This is a genomic window from Pseudomonas sp. EA_15y_Pfl1_P101 (assembly GCF_963970835.1).
Taxonomy (GTDB): Bacteria; Pseudomonadota; Gammaproteobacteria; order Pseudomonadales; family Pseudomonadaceae; genus Aquipseudomonas; species Aquipseudomonas tritici.
The window spans coordinates 449338-467379 of record NZ_CAXAPA010000002.1 but is presented as its reverse complement, the minus strand read 5'-3'; the positions used below and the strand labels follow the sequence as shown (position 1 = coordinate 467379).

General features: G+C 60.7%; 19 protein-coding genes. 12 read left to right on the top strand and 7 right to left on the bottom strand.

Translation table 11 applies throughout. The features are described from left to right. Positions 1-2: 2 nt before the first annotated feature. Positions 3-1211 carry a bifunctional phosphopantothenoylcysteine decarboxylase/phosphopantothenate--cysteine ligase CoaBC gene (coaBC, locus tag AACY36_RS04570; protein ID WP_043048060.1) on the bottom strand — a complete coding sequence of 403 codons (1209 nt, stop codon included), beginning with the start codon at positions 1209-1211 and terminating at the stop codon, positions 3-5. 160 nt (positions 1212-1371) lie between these two features. Here coaBC and radC point away from each other — a divergent pair, with 160 nt between their 5' ends. Beyond that, positions 1372-2046, top strand: a complete 675-nt coding sequence (gene radC, locus AACY36_RS04565) for a RadC family protein (RefSeq protein ID WP_339436651.1) — start codon at positions 1372-1374, stop codon at positions 2044-2046. Positions 2047-2073: 27 nt separating this feature from the next. Here radC and AACY36_RS04560 read toward each other — a convergent pair whose 3' ends face one another. Then, a complete protein-coding gene (locus AACY36_RS04560; RefSeq protein ID WP_339436652.1) occupies positions 2074-3666 on the bottom strand; it encodes an ABC transporter substrate-binding protein in 1593 nt (530 codons plus the stop codon). Between the two features lie 458 nt (positions 3667-4124). Between AACY36_RS04560 and rpmB the strand changes: the two genes are divergently transcribed. After that, positions 4125-4358, top strand: coding sequence for a 50S ribosomal protein L28 (gene rpmB, locus AACY36_RS04555; RefSeq protein WP_003176907.1), 234 nt, complete (start codon positions 4125-4127; stop codon positions 4356-4358). A gap of 11 nt (positions 4359-4369) precedes the next feature. Further along, positions 4370-4525 carry a 50S ribosomal protein L33 gene (gene rpmG / locus AACY36_RS04550; protein WP_003176906.1) on the top strand — a complete coding sequence of 52 codons (156 nt, stop codon included), beginning with the start codon at positions 4370-4372 and terminating at the stop codon, positions 4523-4525. A 71-nt stretch (positions 4526-4596) separates the two neighbouring features. Here rpmG and AACY36_RS04545 read toward each other — a convergent pair whose 3' ends face one another. Further along, positions 4597-4959, bottom strand: coding sequence for a cupin domain-containing protein (locus AACY36_RS04545; protein WP_339415092.1), 363 nt, complete (start codon positions 4957-4959; stop codon positions 4597-4599). A gap of 230 nt (positions 4960-5189) precedes the next feature. On the opposite strand from AACY36_RS04545, the gene AACY36_RS04540 reads away from it, so the two are divergent. Further along, positions 5190-6683, top strand: a complete 1494-nt coding sequence (locus AACY36_RS04540; RefSeq protein ID WP_339415093.1) for an aldehyde dehydrogenase — start codon at positions 5190-5192, stop codon at positions 6681-6683. A gap of 182 nt (positions 6684-6865) precedes the next feature. Then, on the top strand, positions 6866-8008 hold the full coding sequence (locus tag AACY36_RS04535) for an MFS transporter (protein WP_339436653.1): 1143 nt from the start codon (positions 6866-6868) through the stop codon (positions 8006-8008). 64 nt (positions 8009-8072) lie between these two features. Here AACY36_RS04535 and AACY36_RS04530 read toward each other — a convergent pair whose 3' ends face one another. After that, positions 8073-9641 (bottom strand): phospholipase D family protein, encoded by a 1569-nt coding sequence (locus tag AACY36_RS04530; RefSeq protein ID WP_339436654.1) that lies wholly within the window; start codon positions 9639-9641, stop codon positions 8073-8075. A gap of 62 nt (positions 9642-9703) precedes the next feature. Further along, complete coding sequence (locus tag AACY36_RS04525) at positions 9704-11128, bottom strand: aminotransferase-like domain-containing protein (RefSeq protein ID WP_339415096.1); 1425 nt, start codon at positions 11126-11128, stop codon at positions 9704-9706. A 167-nt stretch (positions 11129-11295) separates the two neighbouring features. On the opposite strand from AACY36_RS04525, the gene AACY36_RS04520 reads away from it, so the two are divergent. Next, positions 11296-11520: a DUF1127 domain-containing protein gene (locus AACY36_RS04520; RefSeq protein WP_339415097.1), complete on the top strand. Its 225-nt coding sequence runs from the start codon at positions 11296-11298 to the stop codon at positions 11518-11520. A 1-nt stretch (position 11521) separates the two neighbouring features. On the opposite strand, the gene AACY36_RS04515 is transcribed toward AACY36_RS04520, so the two are convergent. Next, complete coding sequence (locus AACY36_RS04515) at positions 11522-12814, bottom strand: NAD(P)/FAD-dependent oxidoreductase (protein WP_339438898.1); 1293 nt, start codon at positions 12812-12814, stop codon at positions 11522-11524. A 114-nt stretch (positions 12815-12928) separates the two neighbouring features. Between AACY36_RS04515 and AACY36_RS04510 the strand changes: the two genes are divergently transcribed. After that, positions 12929-13282, top strand: coding sequence for a YkgJ family cysteine cluster protein (locus AACY36_RS04510; protein ID WP_314564404.1), 354 nt, complete (start codon positions 12929-12931; stop codon positions 13280-13282). A gap of 43 nt (positions 13283-13325) precedes the next feature. On the opposite strand, the gene AACY36_RS04505 is transcribed toward AACY36_RS04510, so the two are convergent. Then, positions 13326-13814: an Lrp/AsnC ligand binding domain-containing protein gene (locus tag AACY36_RS04505; protein ID WP_003176896.1), complete on the bottom strand. Its 489-nt coding sequence runs from the start codon at positions 13812-13814 to the stop codon at positions 13326-13328. A 156-nt stretch (positions 13815-13970) separates the two neighbouring features. On the opposite strand from AACY36_RS04505, the gene dadA reads away from it, so the two are divergent. From dadA to AACY36_RS04480, 5 genes are all read left to right on the top strand, one after another. Next, a complete protein-coding gene (dadA, locus tag AACY36_RS04500; RefSeq protein WP_339496781.1) occupies positions 13971-15272 on the top strand; it encodes a D-amino acid dehydrogenase in 1302 nt (433 codons plus the stop codon). Beyond that, entirely contained in the window at positions 15244-15597 is a 354-nt protein-coding gene (locus AACY36_RS04495) for a RidA family protein (RefSeq protein ID WP_339471050.1), read from the top strand. Before dadA ends, AACY36_RS04495 begins: the two co-directional genes overlap by 29 nt. A 78-nt stretch (positions 15598-15675) precedes the next feature. Continuing rightward, positions 15676-16749, top strand: a complete 1074-nt coding sequence (gene alr / locus AACY36_RS04490) for an alanine racemase (protein WP_339456507.1) — start codon at positions 15676-15678, stop codon at positions 16747-16749. Positions 16750-16865: 116 nt separating this feature from the next. Next, positions 16866-17414 carry a cupin domain-containing protein gene (locus tag AACY36_RS04485; RefSeq protein WP_339415102.1) on the top strand — a complete coding sequence of 183 codons (549 nt, stop codon included), beginning with the start codon at positions 16866-16868 and terminating at the stop codon, positions 17412-17414. Positions 17415-17596: 182 nt separating this feature from the next. Then, positions 17597-18007, top strand: a complete 411-nt coding sequence (locus tag AACY36_RS04480) for a c-type cytochrome (protein ID WP_339415449.1) — start codon at positions 17597-17599, stop codon at positions 18005-18007. Positions 18008-18042 lie beyond the last annotated feature (35 nt).

The window sequence follows — 18042 nt, the reverse complement described above, 5'->3', positions numbered from 1 at the left end:
CATTAAACCTGGTTCAGCCGTTGGGCGATAAAAGAGATCAGTTGGCGGGCAATCTTGCCCTTGCTGGTCTGGGCGAAAAGGGTGGCGTGTAGCTCGCGGTCGATCACGCTGCACGCGTTTTCCTCACTGTTGAAGCCGATGCTCGGGTTGGCGACATCATTGGCAACGATCAGGTCGAGGTTTTTATCTTTCAATTTGCGTGCTGCGTAGTCCAGCAAATGCTCGGTCTCGGCCGCGAAGCCGACACTGAACGGACGGTCCGGGCGCGTGGCGATGGTGGCCAGGATGTCCGGGTTACGCACCATTTGCAGGAGCAGGCCGTCACCGCTCGTAGGGTCTTTCTTGAGCTTTTGCGGGGCGACGACTTCCGGGCGGTAGTCCGCAACCGCTGCCGAGGCGATAAACAGGTCGCACGGAATGGCCGCCTCACAGGCCGCGAGCATGTCGCGGGCGCTGACTACGTCGATTCGCGTGACCCGATCCGGGGTCGGCAAATGCACCGGGCCGGTGATCAAAGTAACGCGTGCGCCTGCCTCGACCGCCGCTTCGGCCAGCGCAAAGCCCATTTTTCCTGAGCTATGGTTGGTGATGTAGCGCACCGGGTCGATGTTTTCCTGGGTCGGGCCAGCCGTGATCAGCACATGCTTGCCGGTGAGCGCCAAGTGCTGGAAGCACTCGGCGGCGCACTGGGCCAGGTCGGTGGCTTCAAGCATGCGACCCATGCCGACATCGCCACAGGCCTGGCTGCCTGACGCCGGGCCGAATACCTTGAGGCCACGGCTTTGCAAGAGTTGGGTGTTGGCCTGGGTGGCCGGGTCGCGCCACATGGCCTGGTTCATGGCCGGGGCGATGGCGACGGTGGCGTCGGTGGCCAGTACCAGGGTGGTCAGCAGGTCATCGGCGATGCCTTGGGCCAGGCGGGCGATCAGGTCGGCGGTGGCCGGGGCGATCAGCACCAGGTCGGCCCATTTGGCCAGCTCGATATGGCCCATGGCGGCCTCGGCCGCCGGGTCCAGCAGATCCAGGTGAACCGGGTGCCCGGACAAGGCCTGCATGGTCAACGGCGTGATGAACTCACTGCCGCCGCGAGTCATGACCACGCGCACTTCGGCGCCTTGGTCCAGAAGCCTGCGGACCAGCTCTGCGCTCTTGTAGGCGGCAATGCCGCCGCCAACGCCGAGAACGATGCGTTTCCGATACAGACGCTGCATTGGTTTGCCTTTCCAGTTCAGTGATGCCAGTTCAGTGGCGCCTGCGATGCCCCCTCCCCAGGGGAAATCGCGGCAAAAAAGAGGGCCTACGATAACACAGCGTCCGCGAGGCAACAGCGGTGCACGTGGCGCACAGGACGCATATGGAAAGGGAGGCGGGATGAGTATTCGCGATTGGCCAGCAGCAGAGCGGCCGCGAGAGAAACTTTTGGAATGGGGCGCGGCGAGCCTGTCGGATGCCGAGTTGCTGGCGATCTTCCTGCGTACCGGGGTCGCTGGCAGGAGCGCGGTGGACCTGGCGCGCCATCTGTTGGCGCAATTCGGTGGCTTGCGCCCATTGTTGGAGGCCAGCCAGGCGCTGTTCAACCAGCAATTGGGCCTTGGGCCGGCGAAATTTGCGCAGTTGCAGGCAGTGCTGGAAATGTCCCGGCGACATATGGCCGAGCGCCTGCGTAAGGATTCGGTACTGGAAAGCCCGGTAGCCGTGCGTGATTACCTGAAGGCTTTGCTGCGCCATGAGCCTCACGAGATCTTCGGTTGCCTGTTTCTCGACTCAAAACACAGGGTGCTGGGTTTCGAAGCGTTATCCCAGGGCACCATTGACGCGGCGATGGTTTACCCCCGGCAAGTGGTCAAGCGCGCCTTGGCATATAACGCGGCGGCATTGATTCTGTGCCACAACCATCCTTCCGGCAGCGCAGAGCCCAGTGCGGCTGATCGAAACTTGACCAAGTTGCTGCAAAAGGCCTTGGAAGTAGTGGACGTGCGGGTACTGGATCACATCATCGTGGGGGATGGCGATCCGTTGTCGATGGCTGAATATGGGTGGATGTAAGCCCGCCCATTGGGGCGGGCTTGGTTGTCAGGGCTTGATGCTGACCTTGGAGAAATCCTGGCGCCCGAACGGGCTCACCTGATAGCCCTCGACATTCTTGCGGGTCAGGGCAAATGCCGTAGGGTGCGCCAATGGCAGCCACAACGCTTGCTGCTGGATCTGCGCCTGGGCCTGCTGATACAGCTTGCTGCGTACCCCCTGCTCGCTGGTGGTCTTGCCGGCGCTGATCAGCTTGTCCAGGGCTGGGTCGCAGTAGCGGGCGAAATTGGTGCCGGACTTGACTGCCGCACAGGAGAACTGTGGGGTAAGGAAGTTATCCGGGTCGCCGTTGTCGCCGGCCCAACCCATGAACAGCAAGTCGTGCTCGCCGGCTTTGGCGCGGCGAATCAACTCGCCCCATTCGATCACGCGGATCTCGGCCTGGATGCCGACCTTGGCCAGGTCAGCCTGCAGCAGTTGTGCGCCGAGGTTGGGGTTGGGGTTCAGCAGGCTGCCGGTGGGGCGGGTCCAGATAGTGGTCTTGAAACCATCCTTGAGCCCGGCACGGTTGAGCAGCGCCTTGGCCTTGGCGAGGTCCTGTGGATAACCGGGCAGCTCTTTGGCGTAGCTCCAGGTGTTGGGCGGGAAAGGCCCGTTCGCGGCTTCGGCAGTGCCTTCAAACACGGCCTTGAGGTAGCTGCCCTTGTCGAAGGCCAGGTTGATCGCTTGGCGTACTTCGGGCTTGTCCAGGGGCGGGTGCTGGGTGTTGATGGCCACGAAGGCGGTCATGAAGGCGGCGGTTTTCTCCACCTTGAGCGCCGGGTCTTTTTCGGCCTCGCCCACGTCTAGCGGCTTGGGCGAAAGGGCAATCTGGCATTCATTGCGGTGCAATTTCTGCAGGCGCACGTTGGCGTCAGGCGTGATCGCGAAGATCAAGTTATCCACAGCCGGTTTGCCGGCGAAGTAGTCCGGGTTGGCCTTGTAGCGCACCACGGCGTCTTTCTGGAAGCGGCTGAAGATGAACGGCCCGGTGCCGATGGGCTGGCTGTTGAGCTTCTGCTGCGTGCCGGCCTTGAGCAGTTTGTCGGCGTATTCGGCCGGGTAGATCGAGGCAAAGCCCATGCTCAGGGCGGCGAGGAAGGTGGAGTCGGCGTGATCCAGGGTGAAGCGCACGGTCAGCGGGTCGAGGGCGTCGATCTTCTTGACCAGTGCGGGCAACTGCAGCGATTGCGCATGGGGGAAACCGCTCTGGGCGATCTTGTGCCAAGGGTTGGCCGGGTCGAGCATGCGTTCGAAGCTGAAGCGCACGTCTTCCGCGGTCAGTGTACGGCTAGGGGTGAAGTATTCGGTGCGATGAAATTTCACATCCGGGTGCAGCTTGAAGGTATAGGTCAGGCCATCCGCCGAAACGTTCCAGCTGTCTGCCAGGCTTGGCACCAATTTGCCGCTGGCCGCGTCGTAGTCCACCAGGCGGTTCATCAGCACGTCGGCTGAAGCATTGGTGGTGGTCAGTGAGTTGTATTGCACCACATCGAACCCTTCGGGGCTGGCCTCGGTGCAAACGCTCAGATTGGTGGCAGCAACAGCCGCTGGAGCGATAAATAGAGGAGCAAGCAAGAGCGGTAGGGCAGCGAGGCGCATGTTCGGTTTCCTTTGCAGATCGAAGGCCCATCTGCGAGTGCAGTCTGGAAAAGTCCTACCGTAGAGGTCTGATAGATAAATGACTAGCCCATTTTTGCCTGTGCTTTTGCCTGAAATGCTGTTTTGATGGCGCCTCAGCGCGTTCCGCCCTGCACTTCACTGCGCGCGCGGGCGCTGTAAATCATTCTGTGCGACGAGTGGTCGATTGTTACTGCGGCCCCTATTAGCAACGGTTCAGGCGTTTGCCGCCGAGATTTACGCCGGTAAAAACACACGGGCTGTTGTTGCACTAGGGTCTTTCTGGTATAAAGCAGCGCTCTTTTCTAGGGGCCCGGTTCCTTCGCTTGTAGGTGTAGCCGGTAAGACCCTAAAGAAACGCGGCGCCTGGCGCCAAATGACTGAGAGATTAAGCGGCCAACCCATGCCGGGTTGGGCATGTGGTTTTAGAGGGCTGAGGCATGTCGAGAGTATGTCAAGTTACCGGTAAGGGTCCGGTGACTGGGAATAACATTTCCCACGCAAATAACAAAACCCGTCGTCGTTTCCTGCCAAACCTGCAGCATCACCGCTTCTGGGTTGAAGAAGAGAAACGTTTTGTCCGTCTGCGCGTATCTGCTAAAGGCATGCGTATCATCGACAAGCGTGGCATCACTGTCGTGCTGGCCGAAATTCGTGCCGCTGGCAAGATTTAAGGAGCTATATCATGCGTGAATTGATTCGAATGATCTCTAGCGCCGGTACTGGTCACTTCTACACTACCGACAAGAACAAGCGTACTACCCCGGACAAGCTCGAAAAGAAAATGTTCGACCCGCGCGTTCGCAAGCACGTGATCTACAAAGAAGGCAAAATCAAGTAATTGGTTTTCTTCAATGTGAAAAAAAGCCCGTCTCTCACGATTCGGGCTTTTTTTTGCCTGCGATTTACTGATCAGGCCTTTTGTTCGAACACCACGTAGATCTTGCGGCACGGCTCCAGCACTTCCCATGTGCCGCTGAAACCGGCCGGGATCACGAAGCGGTCACCCGCGCGCAAGGTCTTGGCGTTGCCGTCCGCATCACGCAGGACAGACACACCCTGCACAATCTCGCAGTACTCATGCTCGCTGTAGTTGACCTTCCAATGCCCCACCTCACCCTCCCAGACCCCGGCGCTCATTTGGCCGCACGGGCTGTTGTAGTGGTTGTAGATCGTTTGCTCGGGATCGCCCTTGAGGATTTTTTCGGCAGCAGGGCGGTAGCGCTCGGCGGCGGTCTTGGCTTGGCTGAAGTCGACGATGTCCTGGATGCTCATGTGCGTTTCCCGTCTGGCCTGCGGTTGGAGAGCCCAAAGTCTATGTTTATTAAAATGAACATCGCAAGGGCGTTTACTGGCGATATGTCAAATATATTGAAACATCCCCAGCCGCTGGTTTAGGGTGGCAGCTGCCTTGAGCCGAACAGATGGCTGGCCGGGCAAGCATTCTTTGAGGCTGCCGGGGGACATCGCCTGGCCCTCGTATTCAATAAGAGGAGGACACTCGCATGACCACCCTGACCCGTGCCGACTGGGAACAACGCGCCAAGGATCTGAAGATCGAAGGCCGCGCCTACATCAATGGCGAGTACACCGCCGCCGTTTCCGGTGAAACCTTCGAATGCATCAGCCCGGTCGATGGCCGCCTGCTGGCCGCTGTTGCCAGCTGTGACGCCACCGATGCCCAGCGCGCTGTGGAAAACGCCCGCGCCACGTTCAATTCCGGTGTGTGGTCGCGCCTGGCACCGGCCAAACGCAAAGCCACCATGATCCGTTTCGCCGCGTTGCTCAAGGCTAATGCCGAGGAGCTGGCGCTGCTCGAAACCCTGGACATGGGCAAGCCGATCAGCGACTCCCTGAACATCGACGTACCCGGCGCGGCGAATGCCCTTAGCTGGAGCGGCGAGGCCATCGACAAGATCTACGACGAAGTTGCCGCCACTCCGCACGACCAGCTGGGTCTGGTCACCCGCGAGCCAGTCGGCGTGGTGGGCGCTATCGTGCCGTGGAACTTCCCGCTGATGATGGCCTGCTGGAAGCTCGGCCCTGCGCTGTCCACCGGTAACTCGGTAATCCTCAAGCCGTCCGAAAAGTCCCCGCTGACCGCCATCCGTATCGCAGCCCTGGCCGTTGAAGCCGGTATTCCAAAAGGCGTGTTCAACGTGCTGCCGGGCTACGGCCACACCGTGGGCAATGCGCTGGCGCTGCACATGGACGTCGACACCCTGGTGTTCACCGGTTCGACCAAAATCGCCAAGCAACTGTTGATTCGCTCCGGCGAGTCGAACATGAAGCGCGTGTGGCTGGAAGCTGGCGGCAAGAGCCCGAACATCGTGTTTGCCGATGCTCCGGACCTGCAAGCGGCCGCCGAATCTGCCGCCGGCGCCATCGCCTTCAACCAGGGCGAAGTGTGCACCGCGGGCTCGCGCCTGCTGGTGGAGCGTTCGATCAAGGACACTTTCCTGCCGTTGGTGATCGAGGCCCTCAAGGGCTGGAAGCCCGGCAACCCACTGGACCCAGCCACTAACGTGGGTGCGCTGGTGGATACCCAACAAATGAACACCGTGCTCTCGTACATTGAAGCCGGCCATGCCGATGGCGCCAAGCTGGTAGCTGGCGGCAAGCGCACCCTGGAAGAGACGGGCGGCACTTACGTCGAACCGACGATTTTTGACGGCGTGACCAACGCGATGAAGATCGCCCAGGAAGAGATCTTTGGCCCAGTGCTGTCGGTGATCACCTTCGACAGTGCAGAAGAAGCGATCAAGATCGCCAACGACACTGTCTACGGCCTGGCTGCCGCGGTGTGGACGTCAGATATCTCCAAGGCGCACCTGACCGCTAAAGCCTTGCGTGCCGGTAGCGTGTGGGTCAACCAGTACGATGGCGGCGACATGACTGCGCCGTTTGGTGGCTTCAAGCAGTCGGGCAACGGTCGCGACAAGTCGCTGCATGCGTTCGACAAGTACACCGAGCTGAAGTCGACCTGGATCAAGCTCTAAGCCACACCGCAGTCCAAATGTGGGAGTGGGCTTGTGTGGGAGCCGGCTGGCCTGCGATAGCATCACCAAGGTGTGACTGACACACCGAGGCATCTGCATCGCGGGCAAGCCCGACTCCCACACAAGCTCGCTCCTACAGTTCGTTTGCAGCCCTTGAAATAATTATCCACAGGAGCGTGGACATGCGTTGGGCGACCTATTTCGCCGTCCTGGCCTCGGTGCTCAGCGTCGGCCTGGCCCTGGGCGTCAGCATGCCGCTGGTGTCCCTGCGCCTGGAAAGCTGGGGTTATGGCAGTTTTGCCATCGGCGTGATGGCGGCGATGCCGGCCTTCGGTGTGCTGCTCGGTGCGAAGGTGTCCAGTCGCATGGCCTCATGGCTCGGCACCGCCAACCTTATGCGCCTGTGTTTGTGGGCAGGCGCAATTTCCATCGGCTTGTTGGCGATCCTGCCCAGCTACCCGGTGTGGCTGGTGCTACGGCTGATGATCGGGGTGATCCTGACCATCGTATTTATCCTGGGCGAAAGCTGGATCAACCAGTTGGTGGTGGAGCAGTGGCGTGGCCGTCTGGTGGCACTGTATGGCTGCACTTATGCCCTGAGCCAACTGTCTGGCCCACTGTTGCTGGGCTTGATCGGCACCGACCATGACTACGGTTTCTGGGTCGGCGTCGGTCTGTTAGTGGTGGCGCCGTTGCTGTTGTTGGGGCGTTCCGGCGCACCGAGCGCCGAGTCCTTCAGTGTGACCTTCGCTGACCTGTGGCGTTTCTGCCTGAGCCTGCCGGCGATTGCGTGGGCGGTGGCGTTATTCGCTGCGTTCGAGGCGATGATTCTGACGTTGTTGCCGATTTACTGCCTGCAACAAGGCTTTACCGCCGAAATCGCCTTGGTCATGGTCAGTACGGTGGTGGTCGGCGATGCGCTGCTGCAATTGCCCATTGGCGCACTGGCCGACTACCTGCCTCGGCGCACGCTGTTCATGAGTTGTGCGGTGCTGTTGCTGGCGTCGAGCCTGGCGATTCCGTTGTTGATGCATACGCCGCTGATCTGGCCGATCTGGGTGTTGTTCGGCGCGAGTGCTGGAGGCTTGTTTACCCTGTCGCTGATCCTGATCGGCGAGCGTTATCGCGACGATGCATTGGTGCGCGCCAATGCCCACGTGGCGCAGCTGTGGGGTATCGGTTGCCTGATCGGCCCTTTGGTGGCAGGGGCGGGCAGCCAATGGATCAGCGGGCATGCGTTGCCGCTGCTGATGGCAGCCGGTGCGTTGGGGTTGGTGGTGCTGTTGCTGCGCCAAGGCGCGTTCGGCGTGGCGCAACCGGCCTGACCCTGAAATGCGGTCAATAGGTGGGAGCTGGCTTGCCAGCTCCCACAGTTGATCTCCTCTGGCTTTAGAGCATGCGTTCCAAGCCAACTGAGGTAGCGAACCACGCATTGAACCGCCGCCACCAACTGCCCGGCTCGCGGGTGAGGGTGTGCAGTTGGCCGTTATCTTCGGTCGCCCACACTATTTGGCCATCCTGCAATTTCGCCTCATAGCTCAAGTCCGGCGCCATGCCTTGCAGCGCCAGGTTACGCACGTGCTCCGCCAGTTCGGGGCTGTCGACCAACACGCCGACTTCGGTATTCCACAGCACCGAACGTGGGTCGAAGTTGAACGAGCCGATAAACGATTTCTGCCGGTCAAAGATCATCGCCTTGCTGTGCAGGCTGGAGTCCGAGCCGCGGAAGGTGCTGCGCCGGAACAGATGCGGCCCGCTGCCCGCGCTGGGGTCACCGGGCTGACGGCGCAGTTCGTAGAGCTTCACGCCGTGCTCCAGCAGCGCCTTGCGATAGGGCGCATAACCACCGTGCACGGCCGGCACGTCAGTGGCTTCCAGGGCGTTGGTCAGCAGGCTGACCGACACCCCCGCATCGGCGCGCCCGGTCAGATACACCAGCCCCGGTTGCCCCGGCACGAAATACGCCGAGATCATCATCAGCTCGTGGCTGACCCCTTCCAGTTCCGGCGCCAGTTGAGTGGTGAGCAGCAACCGAGGGTCTGGGTCGGCCTTGGACAGCACCTTGCTCGGTGCGTCCCACAGGGCCTGGTTCCAGGCCCAGATCAGTTCGCGGCGCCAGATGTCCATGCGCGGTTGGGTCTGGTAGGTGCGCAAGCGGTTGTACAGCGCATGGTTCTGCTGGCGCGATTCGGCCAGCGACGCTTCCAGGTACACGCGCGCGTCGGCCAGGTCGCCTTTGGACGGTGCATTGGAAACGAAGTTGTCGATAGGCTTGCTCAGGGCGCTATTCCAGTATTGGTCGAAACTGTGGCCAAGCTGTTCGGCTACCGGGCCCACGCTGAGCATGTCGATATCGGTGAAGTTCAGGTTGGGCTCGGCATCGAAATACTCATCCCCCAGGTTGCGCCCGCCGACGATGGCCACGCTGTTGTCCGCCAGCCATAGCTTGTTGTGCATGCGCCGATGCTGCAGCGACAGGTTGAACAAGCGGCCCATGGCGCGCGTCACGCCGGTGCTGCGCCCCAGGTGCAGGGGGTTGAACAGACGGATTTCGATCTTGGGGTGGGCGGCGAGCGTGGCGATGATCTGGTCGAGGCCGTCGCTGGTGGTGTCGTCCAGCAGGATGCGCACGCGCACGCCACGGTCGGCAGCCTTGAGCAGTTCGTCCACCAGCATGCGCGTGCTGATGCCGTCGTGCACGATGTAGTACTGCAGGTCGAGGCTGGTCTGGGCGTTGCGGATCAGTTCGGCACGGGCCATGAAGGCCTCGCTGCTGTTGGGCAGCAGGCGAAAACCCGAGCGCCCTTGATACGGTGCGGCCTGGGCCTGGATCGAGCGGCCGAACGACGATTGCGCGGCGGGCAGGGCGTCGCTGGGGATGCGCGGTGCAGGCACCGTGGCGCAGCCGCCCAGGGCCAGGGCTCCCAACAGGAAAAACGGGAATAGCCGTTGAATCATCAAGGGAGTTGCTTCCAGATCAGGGCGGTTGTCGGCATATGACGGCAATTTCCTGAGAAAGGTCAGTCGGCCGCCTCGGCCAGCATTTTGCTCGCGGCAGCCCCCACCTTGCGCACCGCTTCTTCAATCTGCGGCGTAGGTTTGGCAGCGTAGTTCATGCGCAGGCAGTTCCGGTACTTGCCCGATGCAGAAAAAATGCTGCCTACGGCAATCTGGACGCCTTGCTCCATCAGCACGCGGTTGAGCTTCAAGGTATCAAAACCCTCCGGTAGCTCGACCCATAGCATGAAGCTGCCCTGGGGCCGGCTGGCGCGCGTGCCTGTCGGAAAATAGCGGCTGACCCAGTCGAGTATCAAATCGCGATTACGCTGGTATTGGGTGCGCATCCGCCGCAAATGCGGCTCGAAGTGCCCGCTTTTCAGGAATTCGGCAATGGCGATCTGCGGTTGTGTCGCCGTGGAACCCGTGCTGATGTATTTCATGTGCAGCACGCGCTCCAAGTATCGACCGGGAGCCACCCAACCAATGCGCAAACCAGGCGCCAGGGTTTTCGAGAACGAGCTGCACAGCAGTACACGGCCGTCTTCGTCGAAGGACTTGATGGTGCGCGGGCGCGGGTAGCTATAGGCCAATTCGCCGTACACATCGTCTTCAATGATTGCCACGTCAAAGCGCTGGGCCAGGGTGAGTAGTGCACGCTTGCGCGCCTCCGGCATGATGTAACCCAGGGGGTTGTTGCAGTTGGGGGTCAGCTGGATGACCTTGATCGGCCACTGTTCCAGCGCCAACTCCAGTGCTTCGAGGCTGATGCCGGTGATCGGGTCAGTAGGGATTTCCAAGGCTTTCATGCCCAGGCCCTTGAGGGTCTGCATGGCGCCGTGAAAGCTCGGCGAATCCACTGCGACGATATCGCCAGGCTCGCAAATGGCGTGGATGCTGGCGGACAGCGCCTCATGGCAACCGGTGGTGATCACGATGTCCTCGGCGGTCAGCTGGCAGCCAGAATCCAATGACAGTCGCGCAATTTGCTCGCGCAGCTCCATACAGCCGAGGATGTTGTCGTAATACAGGCCGGGCAGGTCCTGGCGGCGGCTCACGCGGGCGAGGCTGCGCAGCAAAGGTTTCAAGGTCGGGGAGAGCACATCTGGCATGCCGCGCCCCATCTGTATGACATCTTTGCGCGGCACCGCGCGAATCAGCTCCAGTACCTGGTCCCACTGGGATATCTCTACCGGTCGTTGGGCCGGTCGACCAATCTCCGGCAAGGCCGGCAGCTCGCGGCCGACGGGTACAAAATAGCCTGATTTCGGCTTGGGCATAGCGAGGCCGTTGTCTTCCAGTAACCGATACGCCTGCTGCACGGTGCTCAGGCTGACCCCGTGTTCCACACTCAAGGCCCGTACAGAAGGCAAGCGATCACCGGGGCGATAGAAGCCTTGTTCGATGCGCGTGCCCAATAATTCGGCGAGGTTCACATAAAGGGTCATGGCGGTCGCTCCTACGGAACCAGTACAGATGAGGCGAAAATACAGGATTCAGCCGCTAATGGGCAGTATCTGTATTGATTTAATAAAGGATGGTTGAATCTGTATTGGTTTGTGCTACGCACTCATGCTTGTCGCTCAAGGCAACAACGCGAATGAGGGGCAGCAAAATGAACGGTATGAGCGATGTGCGGCTGGCGTTACACAGTCAGGAACTGGAGGCCGGGCAGGAGCGGGCAACGGCGCCGCGCAACGTCAGCGGCTGGAGCCTGTTCTGGCAACGCCGTCAAACGCGCAAGGCGTTGCTGCACTTGACCCGTGAGCAACTGCGCGACGTCGGGCTGACTGCCGAACAGGCGCGCCAGGAAGGGTTGAAACCTTTCTGGCGCAGCTGATTCACACCAGCTCTTTGAAGCGGTGCCAGAGCATCCCAAGCGCCAGCAGCGGCGAGCGCAGGCGCTTGCCGCCAGGGAAAGTCATGTGCGGCACCTGGGCAAACAGATCGAAGCGGCCCTGTTGCTGGCCGCTGATGGCTTCAGCGAGCAGCTTGCCCGCCAGGTGTGTGGCGTTGAGCCCATGGCCGGCGTAGGCCTGGGCGTAATACACGTTGGGCTGCTCCGCGAGACGGCCGATCTGCGGCAGGCGGTTGGCGCCGATGCCGATCATGCCGCCCCATTGGTAGTCGATTTTCACATCGGCCAACTGCGGGAATACCTGCAACATTTTCGGGCGCATATAGGCACCGATGTCCTGGGGATCACGGCCGGAATAATGGCAGGCACCGCCGAACAACAGGCGACGGTCGGCGGACAGTCGGAAGTAATCCACCGTTACCCTTTGGTCACACACCGCCATATTCCGAGGCAGCAATTTGCTGGCCTGCGCTTCGCTTAACGGCTCGCTGGCGATGATGTAGCTGCCGGCGGGCAACACCTTGCCGCTCAGGTGCGGGTTGAGGCCATTGAGGTAGGCGTTGCACGCCAGCACCAAGGTCTTGGCGCGCACGTTGCCCTGGGCGGTGTGCACGTTGAGGTCGGGGCCGTAGTCGATGCGCGTGACCTGGGAGTGCTCGAACAGCTTCACGCCCAATTGCTGCGCGGCGGCGGCTTCGCCGAGGGCCAGGTTGAGCGGATGCAAGTGGCCCGAGCCCATGTCGATCATGCCGCCCACGTAGCGCTCGGAGCCGATTACGCTGTTCATCTGGTCTGCTTGCAGCAGGCGCACCTCATGGCGATAGCCGAGGCTGCGCAGTTCTTCGGCGTCTTCGGCCAGGCCTTTGAGGTCTCGGGGTTTGTTGGCGAGGTCGCAGTAACCCCAGGTGAGGTCGCAGGGGATCTGAAAACGTTCGACGCGCTCACGCACGATCTCCACGGCTTCCAGGCCCATCAGCTTCATTTGGCGCACACCATCGGTGCCGATCACATTGGCGAACTGGTCCAGGCCATGGCCGACGCCACGAATCAACTGGCCACCGTTACGTCCGCTGGCGCCCCAGGCGATCTTGCGCGCCTCCAACAGCACTACGCTGAACCCGCGCTCGGCCAGCTCCAGAGCCGTGTTCAGCCCGGAAAAACCGCCGCCGACCACGCACACATCGGCAGTGACTTCGCCTGCCAACATGGGGTAATCCGTTTGCGGCACGCTGCTGGCGGCGTAGTAAGAGGCGGTGTGCCGGGCGCTGGCGGTCATGGGAGCATCCCTGTTTGGAAAATTTGACGCAGGATACAGCGGTCGGACGAAGCTGTCTGCGCAGAGCGTTTTACGGCAGAATCCACACTTATTCGCCGTTCGGTAAATGTTTCGATGAGTTGCAACAGTCAGAAAATCAGCGCGCTGCGTCGGCAGATACCTTCGTTCGAGTGCGTCCCCGGTTGCCACGATTGCTGTGGGCCGGTGACCACTTCGCCCGAGGAAATGTCGCGCCTGCCGCGCAAGACTGCTGCAGAGCAGGACGCGGCCATGGATGAGCTGAACTGCGTACACCTGGGGCCCGATGGTTGCACGGTGTACGACGAGCGGCCGTTGATCTGTCGGCTGTTCGGCACCACCAAGACGTTGCCGTGCCCTAACGGGCGGCGGCCGGTGGAGCTGATTCACCCGCGGGTGGAAAAGCAGATCCACGAATACATGGCGAGTACCCGGCAGGTGCTGGTTTAACGGCTGGGCTCGGTCCAAATGTGGGCTGATTCGTGTCAGTGAGTCAGTCCGGGATAGGCAGATTCAGGCTCTCCTTCACTTCTTCCATCACGATATAGCTCTTGGACTCCCGCACATGGGGCAGTTTGAGGAGGATATCGCCGAGCAGTTTGCGGTACGACGCCATCTCGGAGATCCGCGCCTTCACCAGATAGTCGAAGTCTCCAGACACCAAATGGCACTCCAGCACATGCGGCAGTTTCAGCACGGCGCGGCGGAACTCCTCGAAGGTGTCGCCAGATTTGTAATCGAGGCTGATCTCGACAAATACCAGCAGACTGCCCTTCAAGTGCTGGGGATTGAGCCGCGCGTTGTAGCCCATGATGATCCCTTCACGCTCCAGCCGGCGCACTCGCTCGGTACATGGCGTGGTCGACAGCCCGACCTTTTCCCCCAATTCCGTGAACGAAATGCGCCCGTCGGTTTGCAGGATGCGCAGGATGTTGCGGTCGATCTTGTCCAGCTCCCGCTTGGTCTGGGTGTTGGTACGCATAGGGGATACGCCTCTGTGAAAAGGGTTTTTGCCGAGAATTGTCGCCAAATATAGGCAGTTATATAGTGAAATGCACTGGCAATTGTTTTTTACACTGCGCTCATCATTGCTCGAATAACACACGTCAGCGGCCATGCCCGCGATGAGGATATAAAAATGCGCGTTCTGGTCTTGGGTAGCGGCGTGATTGGTGTGACCAGTGCCTACTATTTGGCGCGGGCCGGCTTTGACGTCGTGGTGGTTGACCGCCAACCTGCCGCCGCCATGGAGACCAGTTTCGCCAACGCCGGCCAGGTGTCCCCAGGCTATGCATCGCCATGGGCCGCGCCGGGCGTGCCGCTCAAGGCCATCAAGTGGCTGCTGCAACGCCACGCGCCGCTGGCGATCAAGGCCACCGCCGATATCGACCAATACCTGTGGATGGCACAGATGCTGCGCAACTGCACCGCCAGCCGTTATGCGGTGAACAAGGAGCGCATGGTCCGCCTGTCCGAATACAGCCGCGACTGCCTCGACGAACTGCGCGTTGAAACCGGCATTGCCTACGAAGGCCGCAGCCTCGGTACTACCCAACTGTTCCGCACCCAGGCACAACTTGACGGTGCCGCTAAAGACATCGCCGTGTTGAAAGAGTCCGGCGTGCCGTTCGAACTGCTCGACCGCGCCGGCATCGCCCGTGTTGAGCCGGCCTTGGCCAACGTCACGGATATCCTCGCCGGAGCCTTGCGCCTGCCGAATGACCAAACCGGCGACTGCCAAATGTTCGCCACGCGCCTGGCCGATATGTGCACGCAGTTGGGTGTGGAATTCCGCTTTGAACAGAATATCCAGCGTCTCGACTACGCCGGCGACCGCATCAATGGTGTATGGATCGACGGCAAGCTGGAAACCGCCGACCGCTACGTACTGGCCCTCGGCAGCTACTCGCCGACATTGCTCAAGCCGCTGGGGATCAAGGCGCCGGTCTACCCGCTCAAGGGTTACTCGCTGACCGTGCCGATCACCAACCCGGCGATGGCGCCGACTTCGACCATTCTCGACGAGACCTACAAGGTCGCGATTACCCGTTTCGACAACCGCATCCGCGTCGGCGGCATGGCTGAAATCGCCGGTTTTGACCTGTCGCTTAACCCGCGTCGGCGTGAAACCCTGGAGATGATCGTCAACGACCTTTATCCTCAGGGCGGCGATTTGACCCACGCTTCGTTTTGGACCGGCCTGCGCCCGACCACGCCCGACGGCACGCCGATTGTCGGTGCCACCCCGTTCAAGAACCTGTTCCTGAATACCGGCCACGGCACGCTCGGTTGGACCATGGCGTGTGGCTCCGGCCGCTTGCTGGCTGACCTGATGGCCAAGAAAACCCCGCAAATCAGCGCCGAAGGCCTCGATATTTCCCGTTATGGCAACCACCAGGAGTCCGCACGACATGTCAATCCAGCGCCAGCTCACCAATGAGCGCATGAGCCAGATCGTTGTTCACAACGCTACCGTGTACCTGGCCGGGCAAGTCGGCGACGACATGAGCGCCGGGATTGAACAGCAGACCCGTGAAACCCTGGCCAATATCGAGCGTCTGCTGGACCTGGCCGGCACCGACAAGACCAAATTGCTGTCGGTGACGATCTACCTGAAAGACATCGACGCCGATTTCGCCGGCATGAACGCGGTGTGGGACAAGTGGCTGCCCAATGGCGTTGCCCCGGCCCGTGCCACGGTTGAAGCCAAGCTGTGTGAACCGCAAATCCTAGTGGAGCTGTCCGTAGTGGTGGCGCTGCCTTAAGCAAGATCCCTCTCCCGGTGCCGATGCTGTCTGTCGGTGCCGGTTTTTCTTTACTCTGCCGCCTAGAAGCCTGCCGCCATGCGTCCAGCCCGTGCCCTGATCGACCTCCAAGCCCTGCTTCACAATTACCAACTGGCCCGTGAAGTCACGGGGGCCAAGGCCCTTGCCGTGATCAAGGCCGATGCCTACGGTCATGGTGCCGTGCGCGTGGCACAGGCGTTGGGAGCCGAGGCTGATGGATTTGCCGTGGCGTGCATCGAGGAAGCATTGGAACTGCGCGCCGCCGGGATTCGTGCGCCAGTGCTACTGCTGGAAGGCTTTTTCGAAGCCGACGAACTGCCGCTGATCATCGAGCATGATTTCTGGTGCGTGGTGCATTCGCTGTGGCAACTGGATGCCATCGAACAGGCCAGACTGAGCAAGCCGTTGACCATCTGGCTCAAGCTCGACTCCGGCATGCACCGCGTTGGCCTGCATCCCAAGGATTATCAAGAGGCTTACCAGCGCCTGCTGGCCAGCGGTAAGGTGGCCAAAATCGTACTGATGAGCCACTTTGCCCGCGCCGATGAACTTGACTGCGTGCGCAGTGATGAACAAGTTGCAGTGTTTGAAGCGGCGCGCCAGGGCTTGTCGGCCGAGGTCAGCCTACGTAACTCGCCGTCGGTCATGGGCTGGCCAACTGTGTCCAGCGACTGGGTTCGCCCCGGCATCATGCTTTACGGCGCCACGCCGTTTGGTGAAGACCAGGCTGTGGCGGCGCGTTTGCAGCCGGTGATGACGCTGGAATCCAAGGTGATCTGTGTACGGGAATTGCCAGCCGGTGAGCCGGTGGGCTACGGCGCGAAGTTCATCACGCCCAAGCCGATGCGCATTGGTGTGGTTGCCATGGGTTATGCGGATGGCTACCCGCGTCACGCGCCGACCGGTACGCCGGTAATGGTGGCCGGGCAACGCAGCCAGTTGTTAGGGCGTGTTTCCATGGACATGCTGTGCATCGACCTGACTGACGTGCCGCAGGCCGGGCTTGGGTCAACGGTAGAGCTGTGGGGCAAAAATATCCTCGCCAGTGACATTGCGGTCGCCGCCGAGACCATTCCCTATCAGCTGTTCTGCAACCTGCGCCGCGTGCCAAGGCTCTATTCCGGCGCTTGATCGCCAGATACGCGTGCAACCGCCTGGGATTTAGGCCCAAGTGTTGTAAATACTGAACGCTGTCGCCATGATAACGCTCAATTACAACAAAGCCTGAACCCTAGGAGGCACCTGCATTGGACGTCGGCGAACGACTGCAATCCATCCGTAAACTGAAGGGTCTTTCCCAGCGTGAGCTCGCCAAGCGCGCGGGTGTCACCAACAGCACCATTTCGATGATCGAAAAAAACAGCGTCAGCCCCTCGATCAGCTCCTTGCGCAAGGTGCTGGGCGGCATCCCCATGTCCATGGTCGAGTTCTTTTCCGAGGAGATCCTCCAGGAAGTACCGACGCAGATCGTCTATAAAGCCAATGAGCTGATCGACATCTCTGACGGCGCCGTCACCATGAAACTGGTAGGTCGGGCGCACCCGACACGGGCGATTGCGTTTCTGAACGAAATCTACCCGCCGGGCGCCGACACGGGCGAAGAAATGCTCACCCACGAAGGTGAAGAAACTGGGATCCTGGTGGAGGGTCGCTTGGAGTTGGTGGTCGGTTTTGAAACTTTTGTGCTCGAAGCTGGCGATAGCTACTACTTTGAAAGCACCAAGCCCCATCGTTTTCGCAACCCGTTCGACGTGCCGGCGCGACTAATCAGCGCAGCCACACCCGCGAACTTTTAAGAATAGAGGCGCCCTGCCAGCATTGCAGAGGTTCCCGTAGCAGTATTCCGTGAAGCCGAATCTCCCTTTGTTTAATAGGGTTGTTTCGGCCAGGCGGGCTAACCGTTATACTTTCGCCGCCTGCGAAACCGTGGCCGCAGGCGTGAATAGCCACCATTGAGGGTGAACGCGTGAACCTAATTATGAAAATGCTGGCCGCACCAGCAACCGTACTGGCCCTATGGGCTGTCAGCGCTCAAGCTGCGACCAATGATGACATTGCCAAGCGCCTGGAGCCTGTCGGCCAGGTGTGTGTTCAGGGTCAGGAATGCAAGGGGATGGAGGTCGCCGTGGCAGCGGGTGGCGGTGGGGCGAAAACCCCCGACGAAATCATCGCCAAACACTGCAACGCCTGTCACAGCACCGGCCTGCTGGGTGCGCCAAAAATCGGTGATACCGCCGCCTGGAAAGAGCGAGCCGACCAACAGGGCGGCCTCGACGGCATTCTGGCCAAGGCGATCACCGGTATCAATGCCATGCCACCTAAGGGTACTTGCGCTGATTGCTCGGATGATGACCTTAAAGGCGCCATCAAGAAGATGTCCGGCCTCTAATCAGCCGATCTTCGCCAAAAAAGCCGCTTACGGGC

Coding starts and splice junctions, on each gene's coding strand:
- rpmG (WP_003176906.1), top strand. CDS start 4,370: ATGCGTGAATTGATTCGAATGATCTCTAGCGCCGGTACTGGTCACTTC.
- AACY36_RS04510 (WP_314564404.1), top strand. CDS start 12,929: ATGAGTTGCAACAGTCAGAAAATCAGCGCGCTGCGTCGGCAGATACCT.
- AACY36_RS04535 (WP_339436653.1), top strand. CDS start 6,866: ATGCGTTGGGCGACCTATTTCGCCGTCCTGGCCTCGGTGCTCAGCGTC.
- coaBC (WP_043048060.1), bottom strand. CDS start 1,211: ATGCAGCGTCTGTATCGGAAACGCATCGTTCTCGGCGTTGGCGGCGGC.
- radC (WP_339436651.1), top strand. CDS start 1,372: ATGAGTATTCGCGATTGGCCAGCAGCAGAGCGGCCGCGAGAGAAACTT.
- AACY36_RS04545 (WP_339415092.1), bottom strand. CDS start 4,959: ATGAGCATCCAGGACATCGTCGACTTCAGCCAAGCCAAGACCGCCGCC.
- AACY36_RS04525 (WP_339415096.1), bottom strand. CDS start 11,128: ATGACCCTTTATGTGAACCTCGCCGAATTATTGGGCACGCGCATCGAA.
- AACY36_RS04505 (WP_003176896.1), bottom strand. CDS start 13,814: ATGCGTACCAACACCCAGACCAAGCGGGAGCTGGACAAGATCGACCGC.
- AACY36_RS04480 (WP_339415449.1), top strand. CDS start 17,597: ATGAAAATGCTGGCCGCACCAGCAACCGTACTGGCCCTATGGGCTGTC.
- AACY36_RS04520 (WP_339415097.1), top strand. CDS start 11,296: ATGAACGGTATGAGCGATGTGCGGCTGGCGTTACACAGTCAGGAACTG.
- dadA (WP_339496781.1), top strand. CDS start 13,971: ATGCGCGTTCTGGTCTTGGGTAGCGGCGTGATTGGTGTGACCAGTGCC.
- rpmB (WP_003176907.1), top strand. CDS start 4,125: ATGTCGAGAGTATGTCAAGTTACCGGTAAGGGTCCGGTGACTGGGAAT.
- AACY36_RS04540 (WP_339415093.1), top strand. CDS start 5,190: ATGACCACCCTGACCCGTGCCGACTGGGAACAACGCGCCAAGGATCTG.
- AACY36_RS04530 (WP_339436654.1), bottom strand. CDS start 9,641: ATGATTCAACGGCTATTCCCGTTTTTCCTGTTGGGAGCCCTGGCCCTG.
- AACY36_RS04495 (WP_339471050.1), top strand. CDS start 15,244: ATGTCAATCCAGCGCCAGCTCACCAATGAGCGCATGAGCCAGATCGTT.
- AACY36_RS04515 (WP_339438898.1), bottom strand. CDS start 12,814: ATGACCGCCAGCGCCCGGCACACCGCCTCTTACTACGCCGCCAGCAGC.
- AACY36_RS04560 (WP_339436652.1), bottom strand. CDS start 3,666: ATGCGCCTCGCTGCCCTACCGCTCTTGCTTGCTCCTCTATTTATCGCT.
- alr (WP_339456507.1), top strand. CDS start 15,676: ATGCGTCCAGCCCGTGCCCTGATCGACCTCCAAGCCCTGCTTCACAAT.